Annotated in this window: 22 protein-coding genes and 3 pseudogenes; 13 read left to right on the top strand and 12 right to left on the bottom strand. The window is 71.3% G+C overall.

Annotated elements, in window-relative coordinates; genetic code table 11:
- Positions 1–54: 54 nt before the first annotated feature.
- A complete protein-coding gene (locus ACFVXJ_RS22975) occupies positions 55–465 on the top strand; it encodes a DUF4307 domain-containing protein (protein WP_389664196.1) in 411 nt (136 codons plus the stop codon).
- 147 nt (positions 466–612) lie between these two features.
- Positions 613–1,110 (top strand): transcription elongation factor GreA, encoded by a 498-nt coding sequence (gene greA / locus ACFVXJ_RS22970; RefSeq protein ID WP_361310152.1) that lies wholly within the window; start codon positions 613–615, stop codon positions 1,108–1,110.
- A gap of 104 nt (positions 1,111–1,214) precedes the next feature.
- On the opposite strand, the gene ACFVXJ_RS22965 is transcribed toward greA, so the two are convergent.
- The 3 genes from ACFVXJ_RS22965 to ilvA all read right to left on the bottom strand — a co-directional run bounded on the left by ACFVXJ_RS22965 (position 1,215) and on the right by ilvA (position 4,596).
- Complete coding sequence (locus ACFVXJ_RS22965; protein ID WP_389664194.1) at positions 1,215–2,075, bottom strand: ABC transporter permease; 861 nt, start codon at positions 2,073–2,075, stop codon at positions 1,215–1,217.
- The gene (locus ACFVXJ_RS22960) at positions 2,072–3,142 is read right to left on the bottom strand and encodes an ATP-binding cassette domain-containing protein (RefSeq protein WP_389664192.1); all 1,071 of its coding nucleotides are present in this window, start codon (positions 3,140–3,142) and stop codon (positions 2,072–2,074) included. The genes ACFVXJ_RS22965 and ACFVXJ_RS22960 overlap by 4 nt, the downstream gene beginning before the upstream one ends.
- Positions 3,143–3,360: 218 nt before the next feature.
- The gene (ilvA, locus tag ACFVXJ_RS22955; protein ID WP_389664190.1) at positions 3,361–4,596 is read right to left on the bottom strand and encodes a threonine ammonia-lyase; all 1,236 of its coding nucleotides are present in this window, start codon (positions 4,594–4,596) and stop codon (positions 3,361–3,363) included.
- Positions 4,597–5,458: 862 nt separating this feature from the next.
- Here ilvA and ACFVXJ_RS22950 point away from each other — a divergent pair.
- The 3 genes from ACFVXJ_RS22950 (at position 5,459) to ACFVXJ_RS22940 (ending at position 6,763) form a co-directional block, all read left to right on the top strand.
- Entirely contained in the window at positions 5,459–5,980 is a 522-nt protein-coding gene (locus ACFVXJ_RS22950; protein ID WP_389664188.1) for a MarR family winged helix-turn-helix transcriptional regulator, read from the top strand.
- A gap of 82 nt (positions 5,981–6,062) precedes the next feature.
- Positions 6,063–6,512 carry a sigma factor-like helix-turn-helix DNA-binding protein gene (locus ACFVXJ_RS22945; RefSeq protein WP_389664186.1) on the top strand — a complete coding sequence of 150 codons (450 nt, stop codon included), beginning with the start codon at positions 6,063–6,065 and terminating at the stop codon, positions 6,510–6,512.
- On the top strand, positions 6,509–6,763 hold the full coding sequence (locus ACFVXJ_RS22940) for a hypothetical protein (RefSeq protein ID WP_389664184.1): 255 nt from the start codon (positions 6,509–6,511) through the stop codon (positions 6,761–6,763). Before ACFVXJ_RS22945 ends, ACFVXJ_RS22940 begins: the two co-directional genes overlap by 4 nt.
- A gap of 24 nt (positions 6,764–6,787) precedes the next feature.
- On the opposite strand, the gene ACFVXJ_RS22935 is transcribed toward ACFVXJ_RS22940, so the two are convergent.
- Complete coding sequence (locus ACFVXJ_RS22935) at positions 6,788–7,945, bottom strand: cystathionine gamma-synthase (RefSeq protein ID WP_389664182.1); 1,158 nt, start codon at positions 7,943–7,945, stop codon at positions 6,788–6,790.
- 125 nt (positions 7,946–8,070) lie between these two features.
- Here ACFVXJ_RS22935 and ACFVXJ_RS22930 point away from each other — a divergent pair, with 125 nt between their 5' ends.
- Positions 8,071–9,177, top strand: coding sequence for a hypothetical protein (locus ACFVXJ_RS22930; protein WP_389664181.1), 1,107 nt, complete (start codon positions 8,071–8,073; stop codon positions 9,175–9,177).
- A gap of 215 nt (positions 9,178–9,392) precedes the next feature.
- Here ACFVXJ_RS22930 and ACFVXJ_RS22925 read toward each other — a convergent pair.
- Positions 9,393–10,380: pseudogene (locus tag ACFVXJ_RS22925) on the bottom strand (RNA-guided endonuclease InsQ/TnpB family protein); the annotation flags it as partial.
- A gap of 157 nt (positions 10,381–10,537) precedes the next feature.
- Between ACFVXJ_RS22925 and msrA the strand changes: the two are divergent.
- From msrA to ACFVXJ_RS22905, 4 genes and pseudogenes are all read left to right on the top strand, one after another.
- Entirely contained in the window at positions 10,538–11,203 is a 666-nt protein-coding gene (gene msrA, locus ACFVXJ_RS22920) for a peptide-methionine (S)-S-oxide reductase MsrA (RefSeq protein ID WP_389664179.1), read from the top strand.
- Positions 11,204–11,317: 114 nt separating this feature from the next.
- A pseudogene (locus tag ACFVXJ_RS22915) lies at positions 11,318–12,019 on the top strand (SAVMC3_10250 family protein); the annotation flags it as partial.
- 61 nt (positions 12,020–12,080) lie between these two features.
- Entirely contained in the window at positions 12,081–12,287 is a 207-nt protein-coding gene (locus ACFVXJ_RS22910; RefSeq protein ID WP_389664403.1) for a hypothetical protein, read from the top strand.
- Positions 12,271–12,519: a DUF6879 family protein gene (locus ACFVXJ_RS22905; protein ID WP_389664177.1), complete on the top strand. Its 249-nt coding sequence runs from the start codon at positions 12,271–12,273 to the stop codon at positions 12,517–12,519. The genes ACFVXJ_RS22910 and ACFVXJ_RS22905 overlap by 17 nt, the downstream gene beginning before the upstream one ends.
- 280 nt (positions 12,520–12,799) lie before the next feature.
- Here the strand turns inward: ACFVXJ_RS22905 and ACFVXJ_RS22900 are convergent, their stop codons facing one another.
- Positions 12,800–14,284, bottom strand: coding sequence for a recombinase family protein (locus ACFVXJ_RS22900; RefSeq protein WP_389664175.1), 1,485 nt, complete (start codon positions 14,282–14,284; stop codon positions 12,800–12,802).
- A gap of 41 nt (positions 14,285–14,325) precedes the next feature.
- On the opposite strand from ACFVXJ_RS22900, the pseudogene ACFVXJ_RS22895 reads away from it, so the two are divergent.
- Positions 14,326–14,430: pseudogene (locus ACFVXJ_RS22895) on the top strand (peptide-methionine (S)-S-oxide reductase); the annotation flags it as partial.
- 66 nt (positions 14,431–14,496) lie between these two features.
- On the opposite strand, the gene ACFVXJ_RS22890 reads toward ACFVXJ_RS22895, so the two are convergent.
- Positions 14,497–15,561: an NAD(P)-dependent alcohol dehydrogenase gene (locus ACFVXJ_RS22890; RefSeq protein WP_389664174.1), complete on the bottom strand. Its 1,065-nt coding sequence runs from the start codon at positions 15,559–15,561 to the stop codon at positions 14,497–14,499.
- A gap of 150 nt (positions 15,562–15,711) precedes the next feature.
- Between ACFVXJ_RS22890 and ACFVXJ_RS22885 the strand changes: the two genes are divergently transcribed.
- Entirely contained in the window at positions 15,712–16,641 is a 930-nt protein-coding gene (locus ACFVXJ_RS22885; protein WP_389664172.1) for a helix-turn-helix domain-containing protein, read from the top strand.
- A gap of 39 nt (positions 16,642–16,680) precedes the next feature.
- On the opposite strand, the gene ACFVXJ_RS22880 is transcribed toward ACFVXJ_RS22885, so the two are convergent.
- From ACFVXJ_RS22880 to ACFVXJ_RS22860, 5 genes are all read right to left on the bottom strand, one after another.
- Positions 16,681–17,649, bottom strand: a complete 969-nt coding sequence (locus ACFVXJ_RS22880) for a GNAT family N-acetyltransferase (protein WP_389664170.1) — start codon at positions 17,647–17,649, stop codon at positions 16,681–16,683.
- 34 nt (positions 17,650–17,683) lie between these two features.
- Positions 17,684–18,361: an ABC transporter ATP-binding protein gene (locus ACFVXJ_RS22875; protein WP_389664169.1), complete on the bottom strand. Its 678-nt coding sequence runs from the start codon at positions 18,359–18,361 to the stop codon at positions 17,684–17,686.
- A 47-nt stretch (positions 18,362–18,408) separates the two neighbouring features.
- The gene (locus ACFVXJ_RS22870; protein ID WP_389664168.1) at positions 18,409–19,896 is read right to left on the bottom strand and encodes an ABC transporter permease; all 1,488 of its coding nucleotides are present in this window, start codon (positions 19,894–19,896) and stop codon (positions 18,409–18,411) included.
- Positions 19,897–20,032: 136 nt separating this feature from the next.
- Complete coding sequence (locus tag ACFVXJ_RS22865) at positions 20,033–21,304, bottom strand: Ig-like domain-containing protein (RefSeq protein WP_389664166.1); 1,272 nt, start codon at positions 21,302–21,304, stop codon at positions 20,033–20,035.
- 146 nt (positions 21,305–21,450) lie between these two features.
- Positions 21,451–21,738, bottom strand: coding sequence for a hypothetical protein (locus ACFVXJ_RS22860; protein ID WP_389664165.1), 288 nt, complete (start codon positions 21,736–21,738; stop codon positions 21,451–21,453).
- Between the two features lie 165 nt (positions 21,739–21,903).
- Between ACFVXJ_RS22860 and ACFVXJ_RS22855 the strand changes: the two genes are divergently transcribed.
- Positions 21,904–22,281: a hypothetical protein gene (locus tag ACFVXJ_RS22855; protein WP_389664163.1), complete on the top strand. Its 378-nt coding sequence runs from the start codon at positions 21,904–21,906 to the stop codon at positions 22,279–22,281.
- Positions 22,282–22,463: the final 182 nt, after the last annotated feature.

The following is a 22,463-nucleotide window of genomic DNA, read 5'->3' as shown; positions in this document are numbered from 1 at the left end:
TCCGGCGGCGGTGCCGCTCCCCGGCCCGCTGGGCCCTCTCGAAAGGATCGGTCGATGAGCACGGTGCGCGAGGGACTGCCCGAGGGCCGGTACGGCCGTTCGGCGGACGAGCGGGCGGACCGGAAGCTCAAGATCGTCGGCTCGGTGCTCGGGGTCGCCCTGCTGGGTGTCGTAGGCTGGATCGGCTGGGACTACGTGGCCGGGCAGAGCGTCAGCGCCCAGGTGATCACGTTCCAGATCGTGTCCGCGAGCGAGGTCAAGGTCCACTTGGAGGTCCGCAAGGACGCCACCGTCACCGGGGTGTGCACCCTCAGTTCCCAGGACAAGGATCACGGCGAGGTCGGCCGGGCCGATTTCACCTTCCCGCAGCGCGACACGCGCGTGGACGAGGTCGTCTCGCTCAAGACCACGGGACGCGCGACGATGGTGGAGCTGGTGGGCTGCCAGGCGGCTGCCGCACACTGATCGGGCCGGTCCGCGGGGGGTTCCGTGACCGGCGATGACACACTTCATACGGAAGGTGTCCTCCCCCTTTTCTTCCCGAATTGTTAGGCTCGTGGTTTCGTCCGCCGCTGGCGGCTTTGTAGTCCCCTGTACCGACGAGGAGCACCCGTGACCCAGACGAGCGAGAGCGTCACCTGGCTGACCCAGGCGGCGTACGACCAGCTGAAGGCGGAGCTGGACTACCTCTCTGGTCCTGCCCGCACGGAGATCGCGGCGAAGATCGCGGCCGCGCGCGAAGAGGGCGACCTCCGGGAGAACGGCGGCTACCACGCGGCCAAGGAGGAGCAGGGCAAGCAGGAGCTGCGCGTGCGCCAGCTGACACAGCTGCTGGAGAACGCCAAGGTCGGCACCGCGCCCGCCTCCGACGGCGTGGTGGCCCCCGGCACCCTCGTCAAGATCGCCTTCGACGGCGACGAGGACGACACCATGGAGTTCCTGTTGGCCTCGCGCGAGTACGCGTCCTCGGACTTCGAGACGTACTCGCCGCAGTCGCCACTGGGCATGGGCGTGATGGGCAAGACGATCGGCGAGAACGCCGAGTACGAGCTGCCGAACGGCAAGAAGGCGGCCGTCAAGATCCTCGACGTCAAGCCGTTCACCGGCTGATCACCCCCCTTCGAAACCCGGGGTACCGCGAACGCCCGGCCGGATGATCCGGCCGGGCGTTCGTGTGCGTCCGGGGCGACCGGTCGCGGCGGTCGCGCCGTCGGCTACGCCGTCGCCGAGCGGTACTTGCGGACGGCGAGCGTCCGGAACACCACGATGATCAGTACCGACCACAGGACGGACGCGAGAACCGGGTGCTGCATCGGCCAGGCGGCGGGCGCCGGGTAGCCGGGCGGCAGGTTCCCGAAGAGTTCGCGGGCCGCCAGGACGGTCGCGCTGAACGGGTTCCACTCCGCGATGTGCCGCAGGAAGTCCGGCATGTTGTCGGAGGGCACGAACGCGATCGAGATGAACGTGAGCGGGAAGAGCCAGATCAGCCCGCCGGAGGTGGCCGCCTCGGGGGTGCGTACGGACAGGCCGATGAGGGCGCCGATCCAGGAGAAGGCGTACCCGAGCAGGAGCAGCAGGCCGAAGCCCGCCAGCACCTTGCCGAGGTTCTCGTGGGTGCGCCAGCCGACGATCAGCGCGACGGCGGCCAGGACGACGATGGTGAGGGTGGTCTGGACGAGGTCGGCGAGGGTGCGGCCGGTGAGCACCGCGCCCCGGGCCATGGGCAGCGAGCGGAACCGGTCGATCAGGCCCTTGTGCATGTCGTCGGCGATGCCCGCGCCCGCACCGGCCGTCGCGAAGGTGACGGTCTGGGCGAAGATGCCGGCCATCAGGAACTCGCGGTAGGCGGCGGGCGAGGTGTTGCCGCCGACACTGATCGAGCCGCCGAAGACGTAGCTGAACAGCACGACGAACATGATCGGCTGGATCACGCCGAAGATGATCATCTCCGGGATGCGGGACATCCGGATCAGGTTCCGCTTGGCGATGACCAGGGAGTCCCTGACGCCCTGGGCCGGGCCGCCGCGCGGGCGGGGCGCCGCGAGTCCCGGGGTCGGGGAGGGGGTGGTGCTCACTTCGCGGCCTCCTTCCGGGCCGCGCCCTTGCGGCCCTTCGCGTCGACGGGCGCCGCGTCGGTCTTGCCGGTGCCGGTGCCGGTGCCGGTGTCGGCGCCGTTCACCGCGGCCTTGTCCTCGTCGGCCAGTTCGGCCGCGTGGCCGGTCAGGGATATGAAGACGTCGTCGAGGGTGGGGCGGCGCAGGCCGACGTCGTCGAGCTCGATACCGCGTCCGTCGAGTTCGCGGATGACCTCGGCGAGCAGCTTGGCGCCGCCGGTGACCGGGACGGTCAGCTTGCGGGTGTGCTCCTCGACGGTGGTCTCGCCCTTGCCGAAGCCGGCGAGCACGGCGCGGGCGTCGGCGATGCGTTCCCGCTCGTGGACCACGACCTCGACGCGCTCGCCGCCGATCTGCGCCTTGAGCTGGTCGGAGGTGCCGCGGGCGATGACCTTGCCGTGGTCGACCACGCAGATGTCGTGCGCGAGGTGGTCGGCCTCTTCCAGGTACTGGGTGGTGAGCAGCAGGGTGGTGCCGCCGGCCACGAGTTCCTGGATGACGTCCCACAGCTGCTGGCGGTTGCGGGGGTCGAGGCCGGTGGTCGGCTCGTCCATGAACATCACGGGCGGCCGGACGACGAGTGCGGCGGCGAGGTCCAGGCGCCTGCGCATGCCACCGGAGTAGGTCTTGGCCGTGCGGTCGGCGGCGTCGGCGAGGCGGAAGCGTTCCAGCAGTTCGGCGGCGCGGGCCTTGGCCGCCTTGGAGCTCATCTGGTAGAGCTGCCCGACCATCTGGAGGTTCTCGCGGCCGGTGAGGTACTCGTCGACGGCCGCGAACTGGCCCGAGAGCCCTATGGAGCGGCGGACTTCGTTGGGGTGCTTCAGTACGTCGATCCCGGCGACGACGGCCTTGCCGCTGTCGGGCCGGAGCAATGTGGTGAGGACGCGCACGGTCGTGGTCTTGCCCGCGCCGTTCGGACCGAGGAGGCCGAGAACGGTTCCTTCCGGGACATCGAGGTCCACGCCGTCCAGTGCCCGTACGTCGCCGAAGGTCTTCACCAGACCTTCGGCGTAGATGGCGCCTGGCATATGGATTCTCCCAGTGCGAATCAGGTGTTACCTCAGGAAAGCCTAGGGTCGGAGCGCGGGCGCCGCCCCGGCTTTTTTCGCATGGGCTCGCAGGGGGCGGGCGGCCGGGGCCGAGCGGGGTCGAGCGGGGTCGAGCGGGGTCGAGCGCGTTCCACGTATCGCGTTATATCGCGTCACGCCGGCGGCCGGGCCGCCCGAGGACCGCGTAGGAGGCCGGCTCAGCCTCTGATGACCGTGTAGCCCGCGCCGTGCAGCGACCGGGCGACCTCCGCGCAGTGTTCCGGCCCCTTGGTCTCCAGGTGCAGCTCGACCTCCACCTCCGTGAGGCCGAGCCGCGGGTCGGTCCGTACGTGGCTCACGTCCAGCACGTTCGCGTCGACCACCGACAGCACGCCCAGCAGCCCGGCCAGCGCCCCGGGCCGGTCCGTGACGCGCAGCCGTAGCGACAGGTAGCGGCCCGCCGCCGCCATGCCGTGGCGCAGGATGCGCTGGAGCAGCAGCGGGTCGATGTTGCCGCCGGACAGCACGGCGACGACCGGGCCGCCGCCGTACAGTTCGGGTTCGCTGAGCAGGGCGGCCACCGGGCTGCAGCCGGCCGGCTCGACCACCAGCTTGGCCCGTTCCAGGCACAGCAGCAGGGCACTGGAGAGGGCGTCCTCCGAGACCGTACGGACCTCGTCGAGCAACTCCCCGATGATCTGGAAGGGGACGTCGCCGGGGCGACCGACCTTGATGCCGTCCGCCATGGTGACCGGGTTCTCGATCGACACCGGGTGCCCGGCCTTGAGCGAGGGCGGGTACGCGGCGGCGCCCGCCGCCTGGACGCCGACGACCCGTACGTCCGGGCGCAGCGCCTTCACCGCGACCGCGATCCCGGCGGCGAGTCCGCCGCCGCCGACGCCCACCAGGATGGTCCGCACCTCCGGGCACTGTTCCAGGATCTCCAGGCCGACCGTGCCCTGGCCGGCGATGATGTCGCGGTGGTCGAAGGGGTGGATGAACACCGCCCCGGTACGGTCCGCGTACTCCTGGGCGGCGGCGAGGGTCTCGTCGACGACCTGTCCGTGCAGCCGTACCTCGGCGCCGTACTCCCGGGTCGCGGCCACCTTCGGCAGGGGCGCCCCGACGGGCATGAACACCGTCGAGCGGACGCCGAGCAGCGAGGAGGCCAGGGCCACGCCCTGCGCGTGGTTGCCGGCGCTGGCCGCGACGACGCCGGCGGCGCGCTGCTCGGGGCGCAGCCCGGCGATGCGCACGTACGCTCCGCGCAGCTTGAAGGAACCCGTCCGCTGGAGGTTCTCGCACTTGAAGTGGACCGGGGAGCCGGTGAGCGCGGAAAGGTGCCGGTTGCCCTCCATGGGGGTCACCCGCGAGACCCCCGACAGCATCTTCTGGGCACCCCGCACGTCGTCGAGGATGACCTGCGGTACGGGCTGGGGGACGCGGTAGTTCATGCGGCCAGTCTCCCAGCCGCGACGCCCACCGGCTGGCCACGCGACCCCTGCCCCCGCCCGACCGCGCCCGCGACGCGGTTCGGCCGGGGGCCGGGGCGTGGGTTCGGCGGGGGCCGGGACGTGGTGCGGCCGGGGGCCGGTGGGCGGGTCCGGCACGGGTCTGCCGTGGACCCGGGACGAGCCCCCGCCGCTTCCTCGGCGAGGAACGGCACCGGATTCGGGCTCGCTCCGAGCCCAGACCGGGAACAGTTCGGGGGCCTCGGCCGAGGCCGCCGCCTCGTCCCCGGCGCTAACTGCCCCCGGGGCGCCGCCATGCCCCGGGGCTGCGGTCCCGGCGCACACCGTGCCCCGGAACCGGTTCCCGGAGGGGTCGGGTCGACCTCGGCCGCAGCCCCGGGGCCCGGAACCGGTCCCGCGCCCGAGGACGAGGTCGACCCCTGCCCTCCTCCCACCGGGACCCGGCCCCGGCGCTGGGTGTCCCCGGGGCCGCCCTGCGCCCGGGCCGAAGTCCCACCGCTTCCTTCCTCGGCCCGGCCGAGACCCTGGGGCCCGCCCCGGAACCGGCCCCGGACGGGATCGGCGGGAGCCCCGGCCGCTTCCTCGGCCGGGGGCGGGACGGGCCCGACCGACCCGCGCCCGCGCCCCGGCCGGAGCCGGCCGACGGGCGAGTGGGCTGAAGGGGCGCGGCGGGGGCAGGCTCACAGCGGCCCCGGGGGCGCCTCCCGGGCGAAGGCCGGGGGACGAACCGAGCCCGCGAAAAAGAGGGGTCGTATCAGATCTCGTACGGGGCGTACGAGCCGCCGTGTGGCCGCGTACTCTGTCCCCCATCCTTGTCGGACCCACGCGAAGAGAGCCCACGGCCATGCCCTCCATCCCGGCCAGTTCCGACCTGCCCACGGCGGCCGAAACGCCCGCCGAAGCCGGTCTCCTCGACGCGCTCCAGCACCAGGTGGCGGTCTTCGCCCGCCGCGCGGAGCAGACCCGTCTCGGTGGGGTGGGCCAGGCCCGCAACTCGATGGACCGCGCCGCCTACCTGCTGCTGAACCGGCTGGACCTGGAAGGGCCCATGGGCGTCAAGGCGCTCGCGGGCGGCATGGGCATCGACTCCTCCACCGTCACCCGGCAGGTCGCCCCGCTCGTCGACGGCGGCCTGGTCAAGCGCACCTCCCACCCCGAGGACGGCCGGGCCGTGGTGCTGGCGCTGTCCCCGCGCGGGCTGGCGCGGCTGGAGGAGGTACGTTCCTCACGGCGCGAGCTGATGGCCCTGGTGACGCGGGACTGGACCGAGGAGGAGCGCGAGGCGTTCACCTCGCTGCTGACCCGGTTCAACGTGTCGCTGTCGGAGCTGATGGCCTCCGTCCAGGACGCCGGTCCGACGACCTGAGTCCGACGGGCCGGGAGCGCGCGCATCCGGCCCCGTCCCACCCCTTGACCGGGGTGGTCCCCCCGGCCGCACCATGTGGGTCATGGCGGCTGTGGACCACCGGGCGGGACCCTTCGCGGAGTTCGAGGCGTTCGTCGCGGGCGCGGCGGGCCGGCTGCTGCACGTCGCGGTCCTGCTGACGGCCGAGCCGGAGTCCGACCCGCCCGTCGCCCGCCGGCTCCTCGCGGGCGCGCTGGCCCGGACGTACGCGCACTGGCGCAGACTCCGCGCGGACGATCCGTACGAGTTCACGCGCCGCCGGCTCTGCGCGGCATACGCCCGCACCGCCCGGCGGCACCCCGGTGGCAGCGGTGTCCTAGCCGGGCTGGGCCCGCAGGAGCGGCTGGTGTTGGTGCTGCGGGTCTACGAGGGCGTCGCGGAGGAGGTCACGGCCGCGCAGCTGGCACTGCCGCCCGAGCGGGTGGAGGCGCTGCGCGCCGGCGCCCTGGCGAAGCTGCGCGCCGCGCCGACCGACGACGGGCACGCGGCGTGAGCGGCTTCCCGGACCCCAAGGAGGACCGGGTCAGGCGGTTGCTGGCGGGCCCGCACCCACCGGTGCCGACCGGGCTGGCGGCGGCTGCCGCGGCCCGCGGGACCCGGCTGCTGCGCCGCTACCGGGCATTGCGGCGGTTCGGCTGGGCGGTGCTCCTCGCGGCGGCCGCGGCCTTCACGGTGTGGGCGGTCCTGACCCGCCCGTGGGTGACGCCGCCGAGCGGTGTCTCCCCGCCCTTGGAGGGCTGGTAGCCACCGCCCGGCGCAATGGTCCGGCTAGCCCAGCGCCCGCGTCAGGTCCGCGATGAGGTCGTCGGCGTTCTCGATGCCGACGGAGAGGCGGATCAGGTCGGCGGGGACCTCCAGCGCCGATCCGGCGACCGAGGCGTGCGTCATCCGGCCCGGGTGCTCGATGAGGGACTCGACGCCGCCGAGGGACTCGCCCAGGGTGAAGAGCTTCGCCCGGTCGCAGACGGCGACCGCCGCCTCCTCGCCGCCCTCGACCTGGAAGGAGATCATGCCGCCGAAGTTGCGCATCTGCTTGGCGGCGATCTCGTGGCCGGGGTGCTCGGGCAGGCCCGGGTAGAGGACCTTGGTGACCTTCGGGTGCCGCTTGAGCACCTCGACGATCTTGGCGGCGTTCTCGGCGTGCCGGTCCATGCGGACGGCGAGGGTCTTGATGCCGCGCAGCACGATCCAGGAGTCGAAGGGGCCGGCGACGGCGCCCATCGCGTTCTGGTGGTAGGCCAGTTCCTCGCCCAGCGCCGCGTCGGCGGTGACGAGGGCGCCGCCGACGACGTCGGAGTGCCCGCCCATGTACTTCGTCAGCGAGTGCACGACCACGTCGGCGCCCAGGGCCAGCGGCTGCTGGAGGTAGGGCGAGGCGAAGGTGTTGTCGACGACCAGCTTGGCCCCGGCGGTGCGCGCGACGTCGGCCACCATGGCGATGTCGGTGATGCCGAGCAGCGGGTTCGAGGGGGTCTCGACCCAGATGACCTTGGTCTTCGGGGTGATCGCCGCGCGGACGGACTCGGCGTCGGAGGTGTCGGCCACCGACCACTCGACGCCCCAGCGGGAGACGACCTTCGCGAAGAGCCGGAAGGTGCCGCCGTAGGCGTCGTTGGGGATGACCACGTGGTCGCCGGGGGCCAGCAGCGTACGCAGCAGGCAGTCCTCGGCGGCGAGCCCGGACGCGAAGGCGAGGCCGCGCGAGCCGCCCTCCAGTGCCGCGAGGTTCTCCTCCAGGGCGGTCCGGGTCGGGTTGGCGCTGCGGCTGTACTCGTAGCCGCCGCGCAGGCCGCCGACGCCGTCCTGCTTGTACGTGGACACCTGGTAGATCGGGGGCACGACCGCGCCGGTCAGCGGGTCCGCCGTGTTGCCCGCGTGGATCGCGCGGGTCTCGAAGCTCTGGTGCTCGTGGCTGTCGTCGCTCATGGGCCGATGCTATGCCCCACACGCCCCACGGGTCCTCCCCGGCCCGGCCGGCCGGCCGGGCCGCCGGGTCCCGCCGGGGCGGAGGGCATTCGCGTTCGCGCGGGTGCGTCTGGTTCGCTGGGGCCATGGAGATTCTGTGGTTCCTGATCGCGGTCGGGCTGGTCGTCGCCGCCCTGGGTCCGTACATCCGGCGCAGGCGGGGCGGTGTCCGGCTGGTCGCGCCCGGCAGCCCCGACGCGGCCGACCCCGCGAACTACGGATTCGACCGGCAGGAGGACCTCGACGTCCGGGTGCCCGGGCCCGACCCGGACCTGATGGACGCCTTGGAGAACGTGCGCCGGACCGCCGGCTGGCAGGCCGCCTCGCAACTGCTGGCCGGCACCCCCGCCGCCGGGGAGCTGCGTTGGCAGCGCGTCCAGGCGTTCGGCGGCGCGGCGGCGCTGGAGCTCGCGGAGCGTCCGGGGCACGGCGCGCAGTGGCTCAAGGCGTGGCGGCTGGAGGCGCCGAAGGACGCCGGCGGCGCGCAGGTGCACGCGGAGCTGCTGGTGCAGCAGGCGTGGCGGCAATCGGGCGGGGTGGGCTCCACCGACCACCGGATCATCCTGGAGGAGGCCCGGGATGCCTGCGGCCGGGCGGCGCTGCTCGCGCCGGGGGACCCGGTCCCGTACATCACGGAGCTGGCGGTCGCGCGGGGGCTGGGGTACTCCGAGACCGAGTACGACACGCTGTGGGCGAAGATCATCGACGTGGCCCCGAACCACATGGGCGCGCACCTGGCCGCGCTCAACTACTGGTGCGAGAAGTGGCACGGCTCGCGGGAGAAGGCCGACGCGTTCGCGCACGCGGCGGCGGCCCGCGCCCCGCGGGGCTCGCTGCTGGCGGCGTTGCCGCTGTTCGCGGTGTACGAGCACCTGCCCGAGGTGATCCTCGTGTCGTCGTTCTGGCGCGGCGCGGTGGTGACGCGGGCGGTGGAGGGGGCGCTGTACGCGGTGGCCTCGGCCGGCCCGGACGACCCGATGCTCGCGCACGTACGGCACCTGCTGCTGTGGTTCCTCGTGGGGATGGAGCGCTGGGCCGAGGCGATGGAGCAGGTACGGCACGTCGACGGCTACGTGGGCGCACTGCCCTGGTCGACGGCCCAGGACCCGGCTGCGGCGTACGCGATCCACCGGGCCCTGGCGGTCGCGGGCTACGAGGCCAACGGCGGCTCCCCGGCCACCCTCCCCCACTGACCCGCCCCGCCCGACCGACCACCGCGACCACCACCACTCCCACCGATGGCACCGATCCGCCCCCGATCGGCCGGAACGCACCGGACGAGCCCGAGCCCGGACGTCCGCAGTTCCGCAAACGGCTCCGTTCGGTTCCTCCTCCCCCCACCGCCGCCGGCCGGCCGAGGGGATCTGTCCATGTGACTCCTCCCCCTCGTAAGCGAGGGGGCTTCTCGCTATGCCGGGTTGGCGTCGCGACGGACCAGCCCGGCCCGTAGAACGTTGAGTGCTCCCACTGTGTCGGCGTGCGCGGTGTGGCCGCAGGCGACGCAGTGGAACTTCTCCTGTGTGGGCCGGTTCTCCTTGGCGGTGTGCCCGAATGTGGGGCACCGCCGGGAGGTGTTGCGGGGGTCCACGGCGATCACATGCCGACCGGCGCTTTCAGCCTTGGCGTACAGGATCGTCAGGAACACCCCCCAACCGGCATCGGCGATCGAACGGTTCAGCCCGGCCTTCGCGGTGGCCCCATTGGACAGGAAGCTGCCCGGCTGGTCGGGGTCGGGCTTCGGCGCGGGGGCCTTGCCCATGTTGCGGATCTTGAGGTCCTCGTGCGCGATGACATCATGCTCACGCACAAGGGCGAGCGCGGTCTTGTGCGCGTGGTCCAGGCGCCAGCGACGTACCTTGCCGTGGAGCCCCGCGACCTTCTCCACGGCGCGCTGGTGGTTGGCGCTGCGGTCCTTGGCCTCGCAGAGCGGAAACCGGGACAGGGCCTGTTGCGCGGCTTCGAGCCGGTCGGCGGCGTGGCGCCCGTGGCGCGGGTTGGGGACATGTACGCCGTTGGAGTCGGTGAGGAACGACGCGATACCGAGGTCGATGCCCACCACGCTGCCCGTCGGGGGCAGCGGCTCGGGCCGCTCCTGTTCGGCGGTCAGCACGACGAACCACTTACGCCCCGTCCCTGGGGAACTCCACCGTGTCGAACCGGTTCACCCCGCGAAAACGCGGGTAGCCGGGGGTGTCGCCGGACCTGATCCGGCGAAAGAACGCGGCGAACGCCTTGTCGAGACGGCGAAGGGTGGCCTGCTGGCTGGAGAACGACCAGCGGCCCTGACGCTCCGGGTCGAACGCCCGGATCTCCTTGAGCTGCCCCGACTGCATCCCGTACGTGACGCTCGTCCTCGAACTGTGCCGGAAGGCATCACGGCGTTCTTGCAACGCACCGCGCCGGCCCAAGGCCACCTTCCTGAAGACCCGCGACTTCAGCGTGCGGCAGATGATGCACGGCACGTGACGGGTGACGGCACAGGGCCGGGCGGGGCGGGGCCGGGAATCCGGGCCCGCCCCCGGTCGTTGAGGGGATACCACTAGGAGGGAATCCATGTTCTCGTACCGCCGTACGCCCGAGCTCCCCACCCGCGAGGAGGCCCTCAAGGGCCGCCCCCGGCCCCTCTTCGACGTGCCCGCCGTGCACACCGTGCTCGGCAATCCGCTCGCCGGCCCCTACCCCGCGCACCTCGCGGTGGCCGACTTCGGGCTGGGCTGTTTCTGGGGCGCGGAGCGCAAGTTCTGGCAGACCCCGGGGGTGTGGACGACCCTGGCCGGCTACCAGGGCGGTTTCACGGAGAACCCGACGTACGAGGAGGTGTGCTCGGGCCTGACCGGCCACACCGAGGTCGTCCGGGTGGTCTTCGACCCGTCGCGGGTCTCGTACGCCACGCTGCTGAAGCTGTTCTGGGAGTCCCACGACCCCACCCAGGGCTTCCGCCAGGGCAACGACGTCGGCACCCAGTACCGCTCGGCGATCTACACCCACTCCCCCGCCCAGCAGGCGGAGGCCGAGTCCTCCCGGGCCGCCTACCAGCGCGTCCTGACCGCCTCGGGCCACGGCGAGATCACCACGGCCGTCCTCCCGGCCGATGAGCGCCCCTTCTGGCCTGCCGAGGCACACCACCAGCAGTACCTGGACCGCAACATCAACGGCTACTGCGGCATCGGCGGGACGGGCGTCTCCTGCCCGATCGGCGTGGTCACTGCCGAAGACTGACAGCCCCGTGATGCAGGCATGAGCAGGCTGGCTCCCCGACGATTGGCCGTGACCGGTCGGTGGGTACTTGAGCTGTGTGGCTCACGGGGAGCCCGCTAAGCCAGTGGGGCATGTATGCGGTTGAACAACATGATCTACTTCTCGCGGCGCAGGCTGGAAGCGTTCTTCCCCGAACGCCCCCCACGCCGCCTGCCGACGGTGAACGCAGAATTAGATCTACAGGTTGCAACGCTGGCAGTCTCACCCGCGCCACCGCGAAATCCGACCGACACTGAGCTCCACAGGCTTCGCCAGGTGCGGCGGCAGCTTGAGCGTGAGGCAGCGTGCTTCTACGCTCCGGAGCTCACAACTGGCGAGTGGATCGTTTTCGACGTTGAGATGGGCTGGAGCACATCCCATGGGGACAGCAATCTCCCAGACCTCGACGATGTTGTGCTCTTCTTCGGATCCTTGCGAAGTGAACGAAGTCCGGTTGGAACCCCCGTTGACCTGATGTTGTGCGGTTCCACGGAACACCTGCTCAAGAAGACCGCAACGGCAGGAAGAATGGGATCCGGTACCACGTGGTTGCATGAGCTGATCCTCAAGATCAACGACGCAGATGAACGCGGGTGGACAGACATCCCCGAAGCCCTGACGGCGGAATCCCTGGCCGTGTCACGCGTCAATCGTCCTGAACAGGTGGCGCGGTGGGTGTTCAACGTGATTGAAGGCCACCATGCACCGCAGCATCGTGCGCGAGTGCAGGGGTTGGCCCGGGTAGACCTCCACATCCCGGAGTCGCAATTCCTCCCACGGCTCATCGTGGCAACCCCGCTATACGTCCAGGACACCTCGAAGAAGCCAATGCGATGGCTCACACGACTGCGTCTTCACCGTGACCTTCACCGTCGCCACCGCCGCTCAATCTGGCAGTGGCAGCCTGACCAGCCGCCAGGTGATCGCAACAGGTACTACTACCCACCTGGGCACCCTGAAGCCCAGCCTCTACGACGTGGAGGAGGAACGCGAGGAGTTCGAACGCTTCCTGCTGGCGGGGACATGGGCCCTGACTGAGACGACAACCTGTGGGTACGGTCCATGACAACAAGGGCAAGAAGGTCTCGCGCGTTCACCTGCTCCGGTCCCCGCTGACCGATTATCTGCGGTACGAACTGGTCGCGTACCCGGCAACATCACGGCCGGCGAGCCCATCGGCATCATCGACCAGGCTGAGCAGCACGTGTCCGACCTGCCTAATCACGACTTCTGGATGTTCGACGTGCTCCCTGACCACAAGCTTGGCGAGTATCAAAACTACCGGGACAGGGCCCTAGCCGAAGCGTGCCGTCGCGGACTACTGGGAGCGGCACCACTGACCGCCGACTCGATCGGGAAAGCCCTGCGGGCACTGCGCGACGCATCCGGACTCACGGGTGACTGGCCCCAGGGCTTCCCTGCACGCTGGATGCCATGCACCTTGCAGGACAGGGAACCTCTGGCCGTGTCGTACATGTAGCAGCCAAGGCCCACGCAGGCAGCGGTAGCCCATACCCGCAAGGCAAACGAAGAGGCACCAACCAGACGGCGGCGCCCCATTCCGATTCCACTGCCCCGTCAGACCCGCCACTTCGGGACCAGCAGGTCTGGGTTGAACGGGCGCCGACCTCCGCCTCCCACCGGCAGCACGATCACCGCGTGTAGCGCTTCCCTGATCAGGGCACGCTTCTGCGCCAGGTCCAGCCTGCCCGAGGTCCAACGCTCGCGTACGTCGCCAGTGACTTCGGCGGCCCGCTGCCGGCTCAGGGCGTGACGTGTCCTGTCCGCGCGGAGTTCCTTGACACGCGCTTCCACCTTCTGGTTCTCGGGGAAGAACAGCTCATCCGAGACTCGGTCTTGCTGCCACGCCTGGAGCAGCTTGCGCTGCTTGGCCATCAGGCAGCCCAGCTCTTCCTCCCCTCCCCACAGCTCGTCGGTGTGCGTCGACCTGGCCGCCCTCTCTTCCAGCTTCGCAAGTACAGCTTCCGTGACGAACTCATCGGTCTTGGCGCCGTTCCGTCCGGTGCCCCCACACCCGCCCATTTCTTTACTGGGGCACTGGTAGAGATATCCCCCAGAGAGGTCCGCTCGCACGGTTGCTCGAAGGGGCGAATTGCAGATTTGCTCATCCTCGCGAGGCTTTCCGCAGCGGAGGATTCCAGTCAGCAGGTACGAGGGGGTCCGGTAGTCCGTGACCGATCCGTCAGCCTTCATGTTGGGGCCGACGCGGGCAGAGAAGATGGCGTCGATGGCCATCCATTCCTTGGGAGTGATGACGGGCTCCCAGCGACCGACAACGGGCATGCCGTTGGCGTCCCGCACCAGTTCGCCGTTGTGCTTCCGCCAGCCGCACAGCCGCGGGTTCCACAGCGCGAGCTTGAGCGAGCGGCTCGCCCATTCCTTGTCGTTGATCGTGCGTACGCCAGCCTCCCGCCACTCGCGGAGGATCGAGTGCAGGGACTTGCCCGCGATCACCTCGCGGGCGCCCTTCGCCAGCCACGCCGCTTCCTCGGGCTCCAGCGCGAGCTTGTCGTCCTGCCAGCCGAAGGGGCGCTTTCCGCCCACCGGGATGCCCAGCTCCGCGCGAGCGCGGTGTGAGCGGCGCGCCCGCCGCTGCATCTTGCGGACCTCCATCTTGGAGATGACGACGCCGAAGAGCCCCATGGACTCCACGTCCTCGCTGTAGAGGTTCTTCGACCCTTTGGCGTCGGCGTAGAGCCGTCCGTCCTCGTACGTGAGCGCGTCCACGAACCGCTCGTAGTCGCCCGCACGGCGCGTTAGCCGGTCATCCGCCACCACGATGACGCCGCGTACGGGCTGCCCGTCCGGCATGTGGCCCGACTTGAGCGCCTTCACCATGGCCTCGAAGTTCGGTCGCACCACCGACGCCTTGGACGCCGACAGGTCGTTGTCGGTATAGCGGTGCACGATTGTCCAGCCGAGACGGGCCGCCGTCTCGCCGTTCACCTTGTGCTGGTCCTCGACGCCATGACCGTCCCTGGCAGTGTCGGCGGAGATACGCGCGTACGAGACAACCGGGATCACCGGTGCCACTTCGTTCACTCCCACCCCTTTTACGAAGAGTCACTAATTCTACGCAAAGAGAAGTGGTAACGCAGCCGTACCTGGACAAGAACCCGGGCGGCTACTGCGGCATCGGCGGCACGGGCGTCTCCTGCCCCATCGGCGTGGCCGCCGCCGAGGGCTGAGGGGGCCGTCGACGGCGATCGCGCCCGGGTGATGCCCGGGCGCGAGGCCGGGGGCGGCCGGGCGGGTCAGATGGTGGAGGTGTCGATGACGAAGCGGTAGCGGACGTCGCTCGCCTGGACCCGCTCGTACGCCTCGTTGATGCCGTCGGCGCCGATGAGTTCGATCTCGGCGCCCAGGCCGTGCTCGGCGCAGAAGTCGAGCATCTCCTGGGTCTCGGCGATGCCGCCGATCATGGAGCCGGCGATGGTCTTGCGGCCGCCGATGACCGAGAACAGGTTCAGCGAGACCGGCTCCTCGGGGGCGCCGACGTTCACGAGCGCGCCGTCGACCTTGAGCAGACCGAGGTACGCGTCGAGGGCGAGCGGCGCCGAGACGGTGGAGACGATCAGGTCGAAGCTGCCGGCGAGCTCCTCGAAGGTGGTCTCGTCGTTCGTCGCGTAGTAGTGGGCGGCGCCCAGCCGCAGCCCGTCCTCCTTCTTGCGCAGCGACTGGGACAGGACGGTGACCTCCGCGCCCAGCGCGTGCGCGATCTTCACACCCATGTGCCCGAGTCCGCCGAGGCCGACGATCGCGACCTTCTTGCCGGGGCCCGCCTGCCAGTGCCGCAGCGGCGAGTAGAGGGTGATGCCCGCGCACAGCAGCGGGGCGGCGACGTCGAGGGCGAGACCGTCGGGGATGCGGACGGTGTAGTTCTCGTCGACGACGATGTGCGTGGAGTAACCGCCGTACGTGGGCTGCCCGTCCTTGCCGAGGGCGTTGTACGTGCCGGTCATGCCCCGGGTGCAGAACTGCTCCTGGCCGCGCAGGCAGTACTCACAGGTGCGGCAGGAGTCGACGAAGCAGCCGACGCCGACGTGGTCGCCGACCGCGAACCTGGTGACGCCCGCGCCGACCTCGGTGACGACGCCGGCGATCTCGTGGCCCGGGACCATCGGGTAGATGCCCTCGCCCCAGCCGTCGGTGACCTGGTGGATGTCGGAGTGGCAGATGCCGGCGTACTTGATGTCGATGAGTACGTCGTGCTCGCCGACGGCGCGGCGGGCGATGGTGGTGCGCTCCAGCGGAGCCTTGGGGGCGGGGGCGGCGTACGCGGCGACCTGGGTGAGCGGGGTGTGCTGAGTGGCGGACATGCGCTGCTTCTCCTGGGGGTTCCTTGGTGCGGTACCCACCACCCTGCCCGTGGCGGCGGCTCCCACCCAGCCCCCTGCGGTGCATAGGACTGCCGGTCCTACCACTGGCGGGGTCAGGTTGCCGGTCGGCGGCCCGGTGATACTGGCGGTATGGACCAGCTTGATCAGCGCGCCGAACTGGGCGAGTTCCTCCGCTCCCGCCGGGCGCGCCTGCGCCCCGAGGACGTGGGCCTGCCGCACTACGGACGCCACCGCAGGGTCCCCGGCCTGCGCCGGGAGGAGCTGGCGCAGTTGGCCGGCGTATCGGTCGCGTACTACACGCGGCTGGAGCAGGGCCACGGGCAGAACGTGTCGGCGGACGTACTGGACGCCATCGCGCGGGCCCTGCGCCTGGACGGCACCGAGTCGGCGCACCTGACGCACCTGGCGAGCCCGCGCCCGCGCAGGCGTCGTTCCTCGCGGCGCCCCGAGCAGGTCCGCCCGGAGCTGCGCGTGCTGCTGGACGCGATGGAGGGCGTACCGGCGTACCTGGTGGGTCGGCGGCAGGACGTCCTGGCGTGGAACCGGATGGCGACGGCGGTGTTCGGTGACTTCGGCGCGCTGCCGGCGCAGGAGCGCAATCTGGTCCGGATGGTGTTCCTGGACCCGGCGACGGCCGAGCTGTACGCGGAGTGGGAGTGCCGGGCCTGCCAGGTGGTGAGCTACCTGCGCCTGTACGCGGGCCGGCACCCGGAGGACGAGCAGCTCTCCGCGCTGGTGGGCGAGTTGTCGGTGAAGAGCGAGGAGTTCCGGCGGCTGTGGGCCGCGCACACCCTGGCGGACGACAAGACGCACGGGGTGAAGCGGCTGCGGCATCCCCTGGTGGGCGACTTGAGCCTGGCGTTCGAGACGCTGGCGCTGCCGGACGACTCCGAGCAGTCCCTGATCACCTTCCACGCCGCCCCGGACTCCCCGTCGGCCGACGCGTTGCGCATGCTGTCGTCCTGGTCGGCGGCGGGCCCGGCCCCGGCCCACCCGGTGGGGTCGACCCACCCGGTGGGGTCGACCCATGTGGGGACGGCCGAGCCCGCCGACGAGTGACGTCGTGTCAGAGCCGGGTGGCGTCGGAGGTCGAGTGCGTCAGAGCCCCAGCCGGAACACCGCCGCCGCCCGCTCGCGCCGGTAGCCGAGGGCCGCGTTGACCGCCCGCATCGGCGCGTTCTCGTCGGCGACGGTCGTGTCGATCTCGCGCAGCGCGGGGTGGCGCGACCGCGCCTCGGCGAGCATCGCCAGCTTGACGGCGCGGCCGAGCCCACGGCCGCGGTGGGCCGGGACCACGACCGTGTCGTGCTGGAGGCCGCGCGGGCCCGCCGGGTCGGTCGGGTCCGGGACGACGAGGACGGTGTACGCCGCGACCTCCCCCGCCGGGGTGACCGCGGCGACCGTGGTCGGCTCCCCGCCCCGGTCGATGAAGAGTTGCTGCGCCGCGCGCACGCGCTGCGCCGTCCAGCCCAGGAACAGCAGGTCGGTGTCCCCGCCCGGCGCGTCCTCCATGGCCCGGTGGGCGACGGCCAACGCGTCCGCCCACCGCGGCGGTACCAGGCCGGGCCAGTAGAGCAACTCGTACCCGGCTGGTACCGGGACGGGGGCCAGCGGCGCCGGCTCCCCCGTGAGGTCCTGGACGTACCAGGACATCGGCAGGACGTTCTCGAAGCCGAGTGACTCCGCGAACGCCTGCCCGGGACCGCCGAGGTCGACGAGGGTGCTGATCGAGGTGCGGCCCCGCGCCAGGAGTTCCGTACGGACCCGCTCCCACAGCTCCGTTCCGACACCGCGCCGGCGCACGTGCGGACGTACCGCGAGTACGTCCAGGTACGCGGCGTGCGCGTTGCCCGGGTCCGTGAACAGGATCAGGGAGGCGACGCCGGCGCCGTCGTCCCGCGCCCAGTACACGGCCCGCCGCGGCAGCGGCGGCACCCGCAGCCGCCCGGCGACCTCCGCCCGGGAGGGCGCCGGCACCCGGTCGACGGCCGCCGCCGCGGTCAGGACGCCCAGCCAGGCGTCGACTTCGGCATCGGACGGGGGCGCGGTCAGCTTGTGAACGGTCATGCCCCGACCCTATGAAGGTCGCTCGACGCCGCGCTCAGGGGTTTTCCGTCACCGTCACCCGGCCCTTGCGGATCGTCGCGACGCGCGGGGCCCGCTTCGCGAGCGCGCTGTCGTGGGTGACCATCACGAACGTCAGGCCGTGTTCCTTCCACAGCCCTTCCAGCAGGTCCATGACCTCGTCGCGCATCGACTCGTCCAGGTTGCCGGTCGGCTCGTCGGCCAGCAGCACCTTCGGCCGCTTGACCAGTGCCCGCGCGATCGCGACGCGCTGCTGCTGGCCGCCGGACATCTCGCCCGGCAGGTGGCCGGTCCGCTCGCCGAGGCCGACCGATTCCAGCGCCTCGGCCGCCCGCGTGCGCCGCTCGCGCGCCTTGAGGCCGAGGGGGACCAGGGCCGTCTCGACGTTCTCCTGCGCGGTCAGCGTCGGGATCAGGTTGAAGGACTGGAAGACGAAGCCGATGGTCTCGGCCCGGACGCGGGTGAGCCGGGCCTCGGAGACGGTCGCCAGGTCCAGGCCGTCCAGGACGACCTGGCCCTCGGTCGGCCGGTCGAGGGCGCCGAGCATCTGGAGCAGGGTGGACTTGCCGCCGCCGGTGGGTCCTTGGATGACGAGCCGGCCGCCGTCCTCGATGGTGAGGTCCACGCCGGCGAGCGCGTCGATGGACTGCTTGCCGCGCCGGTAGCGCTTGGTGACTCCGCTGAGTTGGTACATCTGGTTGCCTCGCTTGATCGAAAAGTGGGGAGGGGCGGGCCGGCGGGCTATTCGACGCGGCGCAGCGCGTCCGCCGGTCGCAGCCGCGACGCCCGCCAGCCGCCGAAGCCGCCCGCGATCAGGCCGCCCGCCACGGCGAGGGCGACGGCCAGGCCGATGACGGACAGGGACACCGGGGCGGTGAGGGCCACGTCCAGGGCCTTGCCGGCGCCCTGGCGGGCGGCGCGCATCCCGCCGCCCCCGCCCCCGGACCGCATGCCCGCGCGCCCGGCGGCGCCCGCCAGCTTGGCGGTGAGGGTGGGGCTGGTGGCGGTGATCGCGTACGCGGCGCCGAGGCCGACGGCGATGCCGAGGACGCCGCCGATCAGGCCGTTGACGAGGGCTTCACCGGCGACCTGGAGGGTGACGCGGCCGCTCTTCCAGCCGAGCGCCTTGAGAGTGCCGAACTCGCGCACGCGGCGGGACACGGCGGAGGAGGTGAGCAGCCCGGCGACGAGGAAGGCGGCGGCGAGCACGATGTACGACAGCCACGTGCCGACGGTGGAGGCGAGCGAGGCGGCGGTGGACAGCGAGCCGGAGACGGTGTCCGCGAGGTCGGCGGAGGTGGTGACGGTGGTGTCGGGGACGTTCTTCTGGATGGCCTGCTTGACGGAGCCGATGTCCTGGGAGTCCTTGGCCTGGACGTAGACCGTGGTGATCTTGTCGGGGGTCTCGGCGAGGGTCTGGGCCTGGTGCAGGGGGACGTACAGGTTGGCGGTGGCGTCCCCGCTGTCGGCGGTGGCGATGCCGACGACCTTGAACGCGGTGCCCTTGAGGGTGAGGTCGGAGCCGACGGACAGGTTGTTCTTCTTGGCGTACGCGCTGTCGACGACGGCGACGGCCGCGTCCTTGTCGGCCGCCGCGAAGGCCCGACCCGAGGTGATCTTGGAGGTGGTCAGCGGGCCCAGCTTCGGCTGGGTGACGTCCGCGCCGTAGACGGAGTAGGAGTTGACGGAGAAGTCCGCGCCGCCGCCCTCGACGGTGTTGCCGCCACCCGCGCCGCCGCCGCCCGGCTTGCCGGCCGTACCGCCCGCCGCCCCGCCGCCGCCCTGGCCCCGGCGGAACTCGCCGCGCTTGAACTGGCCGTTGACCTTGGTCACCTGGAGGCTGAGGCCGCCGACCGCCTGGGCCACGCCGTCCTGGCCGGCCACCTTGCCGACGGTCGCGGAGTCGAGGGTCTGGAAGCCCTGGGGCATCACCAGGTCCCGGCTCTGGTCGGTGTCGGCGCCCGCGTCGCCGTCGCCCTTGGCGTCGAACTTGAAGCGCGGGCGGCCGGAGTCGCCCCCTTCCCCCTGCGGTGGCTGGGCCTTGGTGACGGTCATGTCGGTGCCCAGCCCGTAGAGGGACTGCAAGACCTTGCCCTGGGCCTGGGTCATGCCCGCCGACACGGAGCTGACGACGATGACGAGGGCGATGCCGAGGGCGAGGCCGGACGCGACGACCAGCGCCGCCTTGCGGCGGCGGCGCAACTCGCGCCGGAGGTAGGTGAAGAACATGGCGCCGAACGTAGGCACCGCCCCTGATGACCGGGTAAGCCGCGGGTAAGAGTCCGATGAGAACGCCGAACGGCGGGGAACCCGTGGGGGTTCCCCGCCGTTCGCGCGGGTCCGTGCGCCCCGGAGGGCGCGGACGTCAGGAGGCCGAGCCGGCCTTCCACTCCGCCCAGCTCATGTTCCACCCGTTGAGGCCGTTGTCCGGCTTGATGGTCTTGTCGGGGGAGTTGACGACGGTGACCACGTCGCCGATGAGCGAGTTGTCGAAGAACCAGGCGCCCGCCGTGTTCGGGTCGTTCGCACCCTGGGTGTCGTTCAGGCCGACACAGCCGTGGCTGGTGTTCACGTTGCCGAAGATCGAGTCCGATCCCCAGTAGTTGCCGTGGATGAAGGTGCCCGAGGAGGACAGCCGCATGGCGTGCGGGACGTCCTTGATGTCGTACTCGCCCTTGCCCTCGCCGTTCTTGAAGCCGACGGTGGCGCCGTCCATCCGGGTCTCCTTGAACTTCTCGGAGATCACCATCTGGCCGTTGTACGTCGGGTTCGCCGGGGAGCCCGCCGAGATCGGAATGGTCTTGACGACCTGGCCGTCCCGGGTGACCGTCATCTGCTTGGTCTTCGCGTCGACGGTGGAGACCTGGCTCCGGCCGATCTTGAAGGTGACGGTCTTGTTCTGGACGCCCTTGATGCCCGGGGCGCCCTGGACGCCGTCCAGCGCCAGCTTCAGCGTGACGGTGGAGTTCGCCTGCCAGTACTGCTCCGGGCGGAAGTCCAGCCGCTGCGCGTCGAACCAGTGGCCGACGACTTCCTGGCCGCTGCTGGACGAGACGTTGATGGCCGCCTGGACGGCCTTCTGGTCCTTGATGGGCTTGTTGAAGGTGATCGAGACCGGCATGCCCACGCCGACGGTCTGGCCCTCGTCCGGCACGAACGAGCCGATGAAGCTGTTCTCCGGGGAGACGGTGGTGAAGGAGGCGTTCTCGTGCGCCTCGTGACCCGCCTCGTCCTTGGCACTCGCGGCCAAGGCGTACTTGGTGGAGCGCTTGAGGGCGCCCTCCGGCTTCCAGCTCTTGCCGTCGGCGGCTATCTTGCCCGGCACGTCCGCGCCGTCGGAGCTCTTGAGCTCGACCTTGGTGAGGGTGCCGTCGCTCACGGTCACGCTCGTGGCGTCGTTGAGGCCGATGTTGGTGGCACCGTCCTTGGGCGTGATGGCTATTCGCGCCTTCGACGCGTCCTTGGCCGCCGCCGCGTCGACATCGGCCTGCGACTTGCCCGACGCCTGCCCGCTGCCCTTGGGCTGGTCACCTCCGCCGTTGCACGCCGAAAGCACCAGTACGCCACCGAGGACGGCGGATATGGCCACCAGGGACCTCTTCCGCCGCTTGCTGTCCGTCCTCACACGCCACTCCATCGTTGCCGGAACCCCCGAGCTCCTCCCCAGCTGCCGCTGGAAAGTACCCACCGGGCAGGAGGCCATGCCCCCTGCCCACGGTTGTGACAACGCGTGAACGACCCGTTTCGGTTCCACGTTCCGTTGGGATGTGGGCAAGCCCACGGTCAGGCGTTGTCGGTCACCTCTTCGTCGAAGTCACCATCTTCCTCGTCCAGGTCCCACTCCATGGACTCGGGGTCGTATTCGACGGGCTCGCTGCTCCACGACGCCTGGGCCAGTTCCACGCCGGGGATGTCCGCGACCAGGTCGGTGGGGTCGACGAGGTAGGCGAGCGCCTCCGACTCGTCCGCGCCGACCGCCGCCTCGGCGTGGCCGCGCTCCTCGTCCGGCATGAACTCGTCGGCCTTGATGTGGGCGAGGGCGGCCCCCGTCAGCGCTGTGGTGTCGGTCACTTCAAGGACCAAATCAACCCGAAGTCGTACGTACCGTGAGGTGTCAGAAGAGTTCATACGACGGAGAGTAAGCCCCGAGCGAGCCTCGACTTTCCCACGACCCGCCCCTTTCACTAGCATCGGCGCACACGGCCAATTCGCTGCTGCCACAAGGGGGATCGCACCGTGTCCGCACGTCGATCGCTGCTCACCGCTCTCGGAGCGACCACCCTCCTCGCCGCCCTCTGGTTCGTGCCCTCGGCGAACGCCACCGCACCGGACCAGACACCCGTCCGCTCCGGCCTGTCCGACCAGCGGAGCCTGCCCGACCAGCGCGCCCTGCCCGACCGGCAGAACCGGCCAGCCCGGGAGAACCGGGCCACGCTCTCCGAGACCGCCACGGTCGTGGACGCCTCGGCGCCCCGCGACGCCGCCGCGCTGCCCCTCTCGCTCGCCGACACCGGCAGCGTCGACACCAGCCCCTACCTGATGGGCGGCGCGCTCTGCCTGGGCGTGGGAGCGGGCTTCGTCGCCTTCTCCGTACGGCGCTCCCGCGCGCAGTAGGCAGCCGGCCGCACACCAGAAGGGCCGCGCCCCGGGGGGGGGGCCCGGGGGCGGGCGGGGGCGGTTGACAACGCGCCCCCGGCGGGGGCGGGGGCGGGGGGCCGGGGGGGGGGGGGGGGGGGGGGGCCACGGTCCACATCCACTCGCGGAGCTTGTCGCGCTCGTGGGTGAGTTCCAGGATG

Source organism: Streptomyces sp. NPDC058279 (assembly GCF_042881255.1).
GTDB lineage: Bacteria > Actinomycetota > Actinomycetes > Streptomycetales > Streptomycetaceae > Streptomyces.
This window is presented reverse-complemented; position numbering and strand designations above follow the sequence as displayed.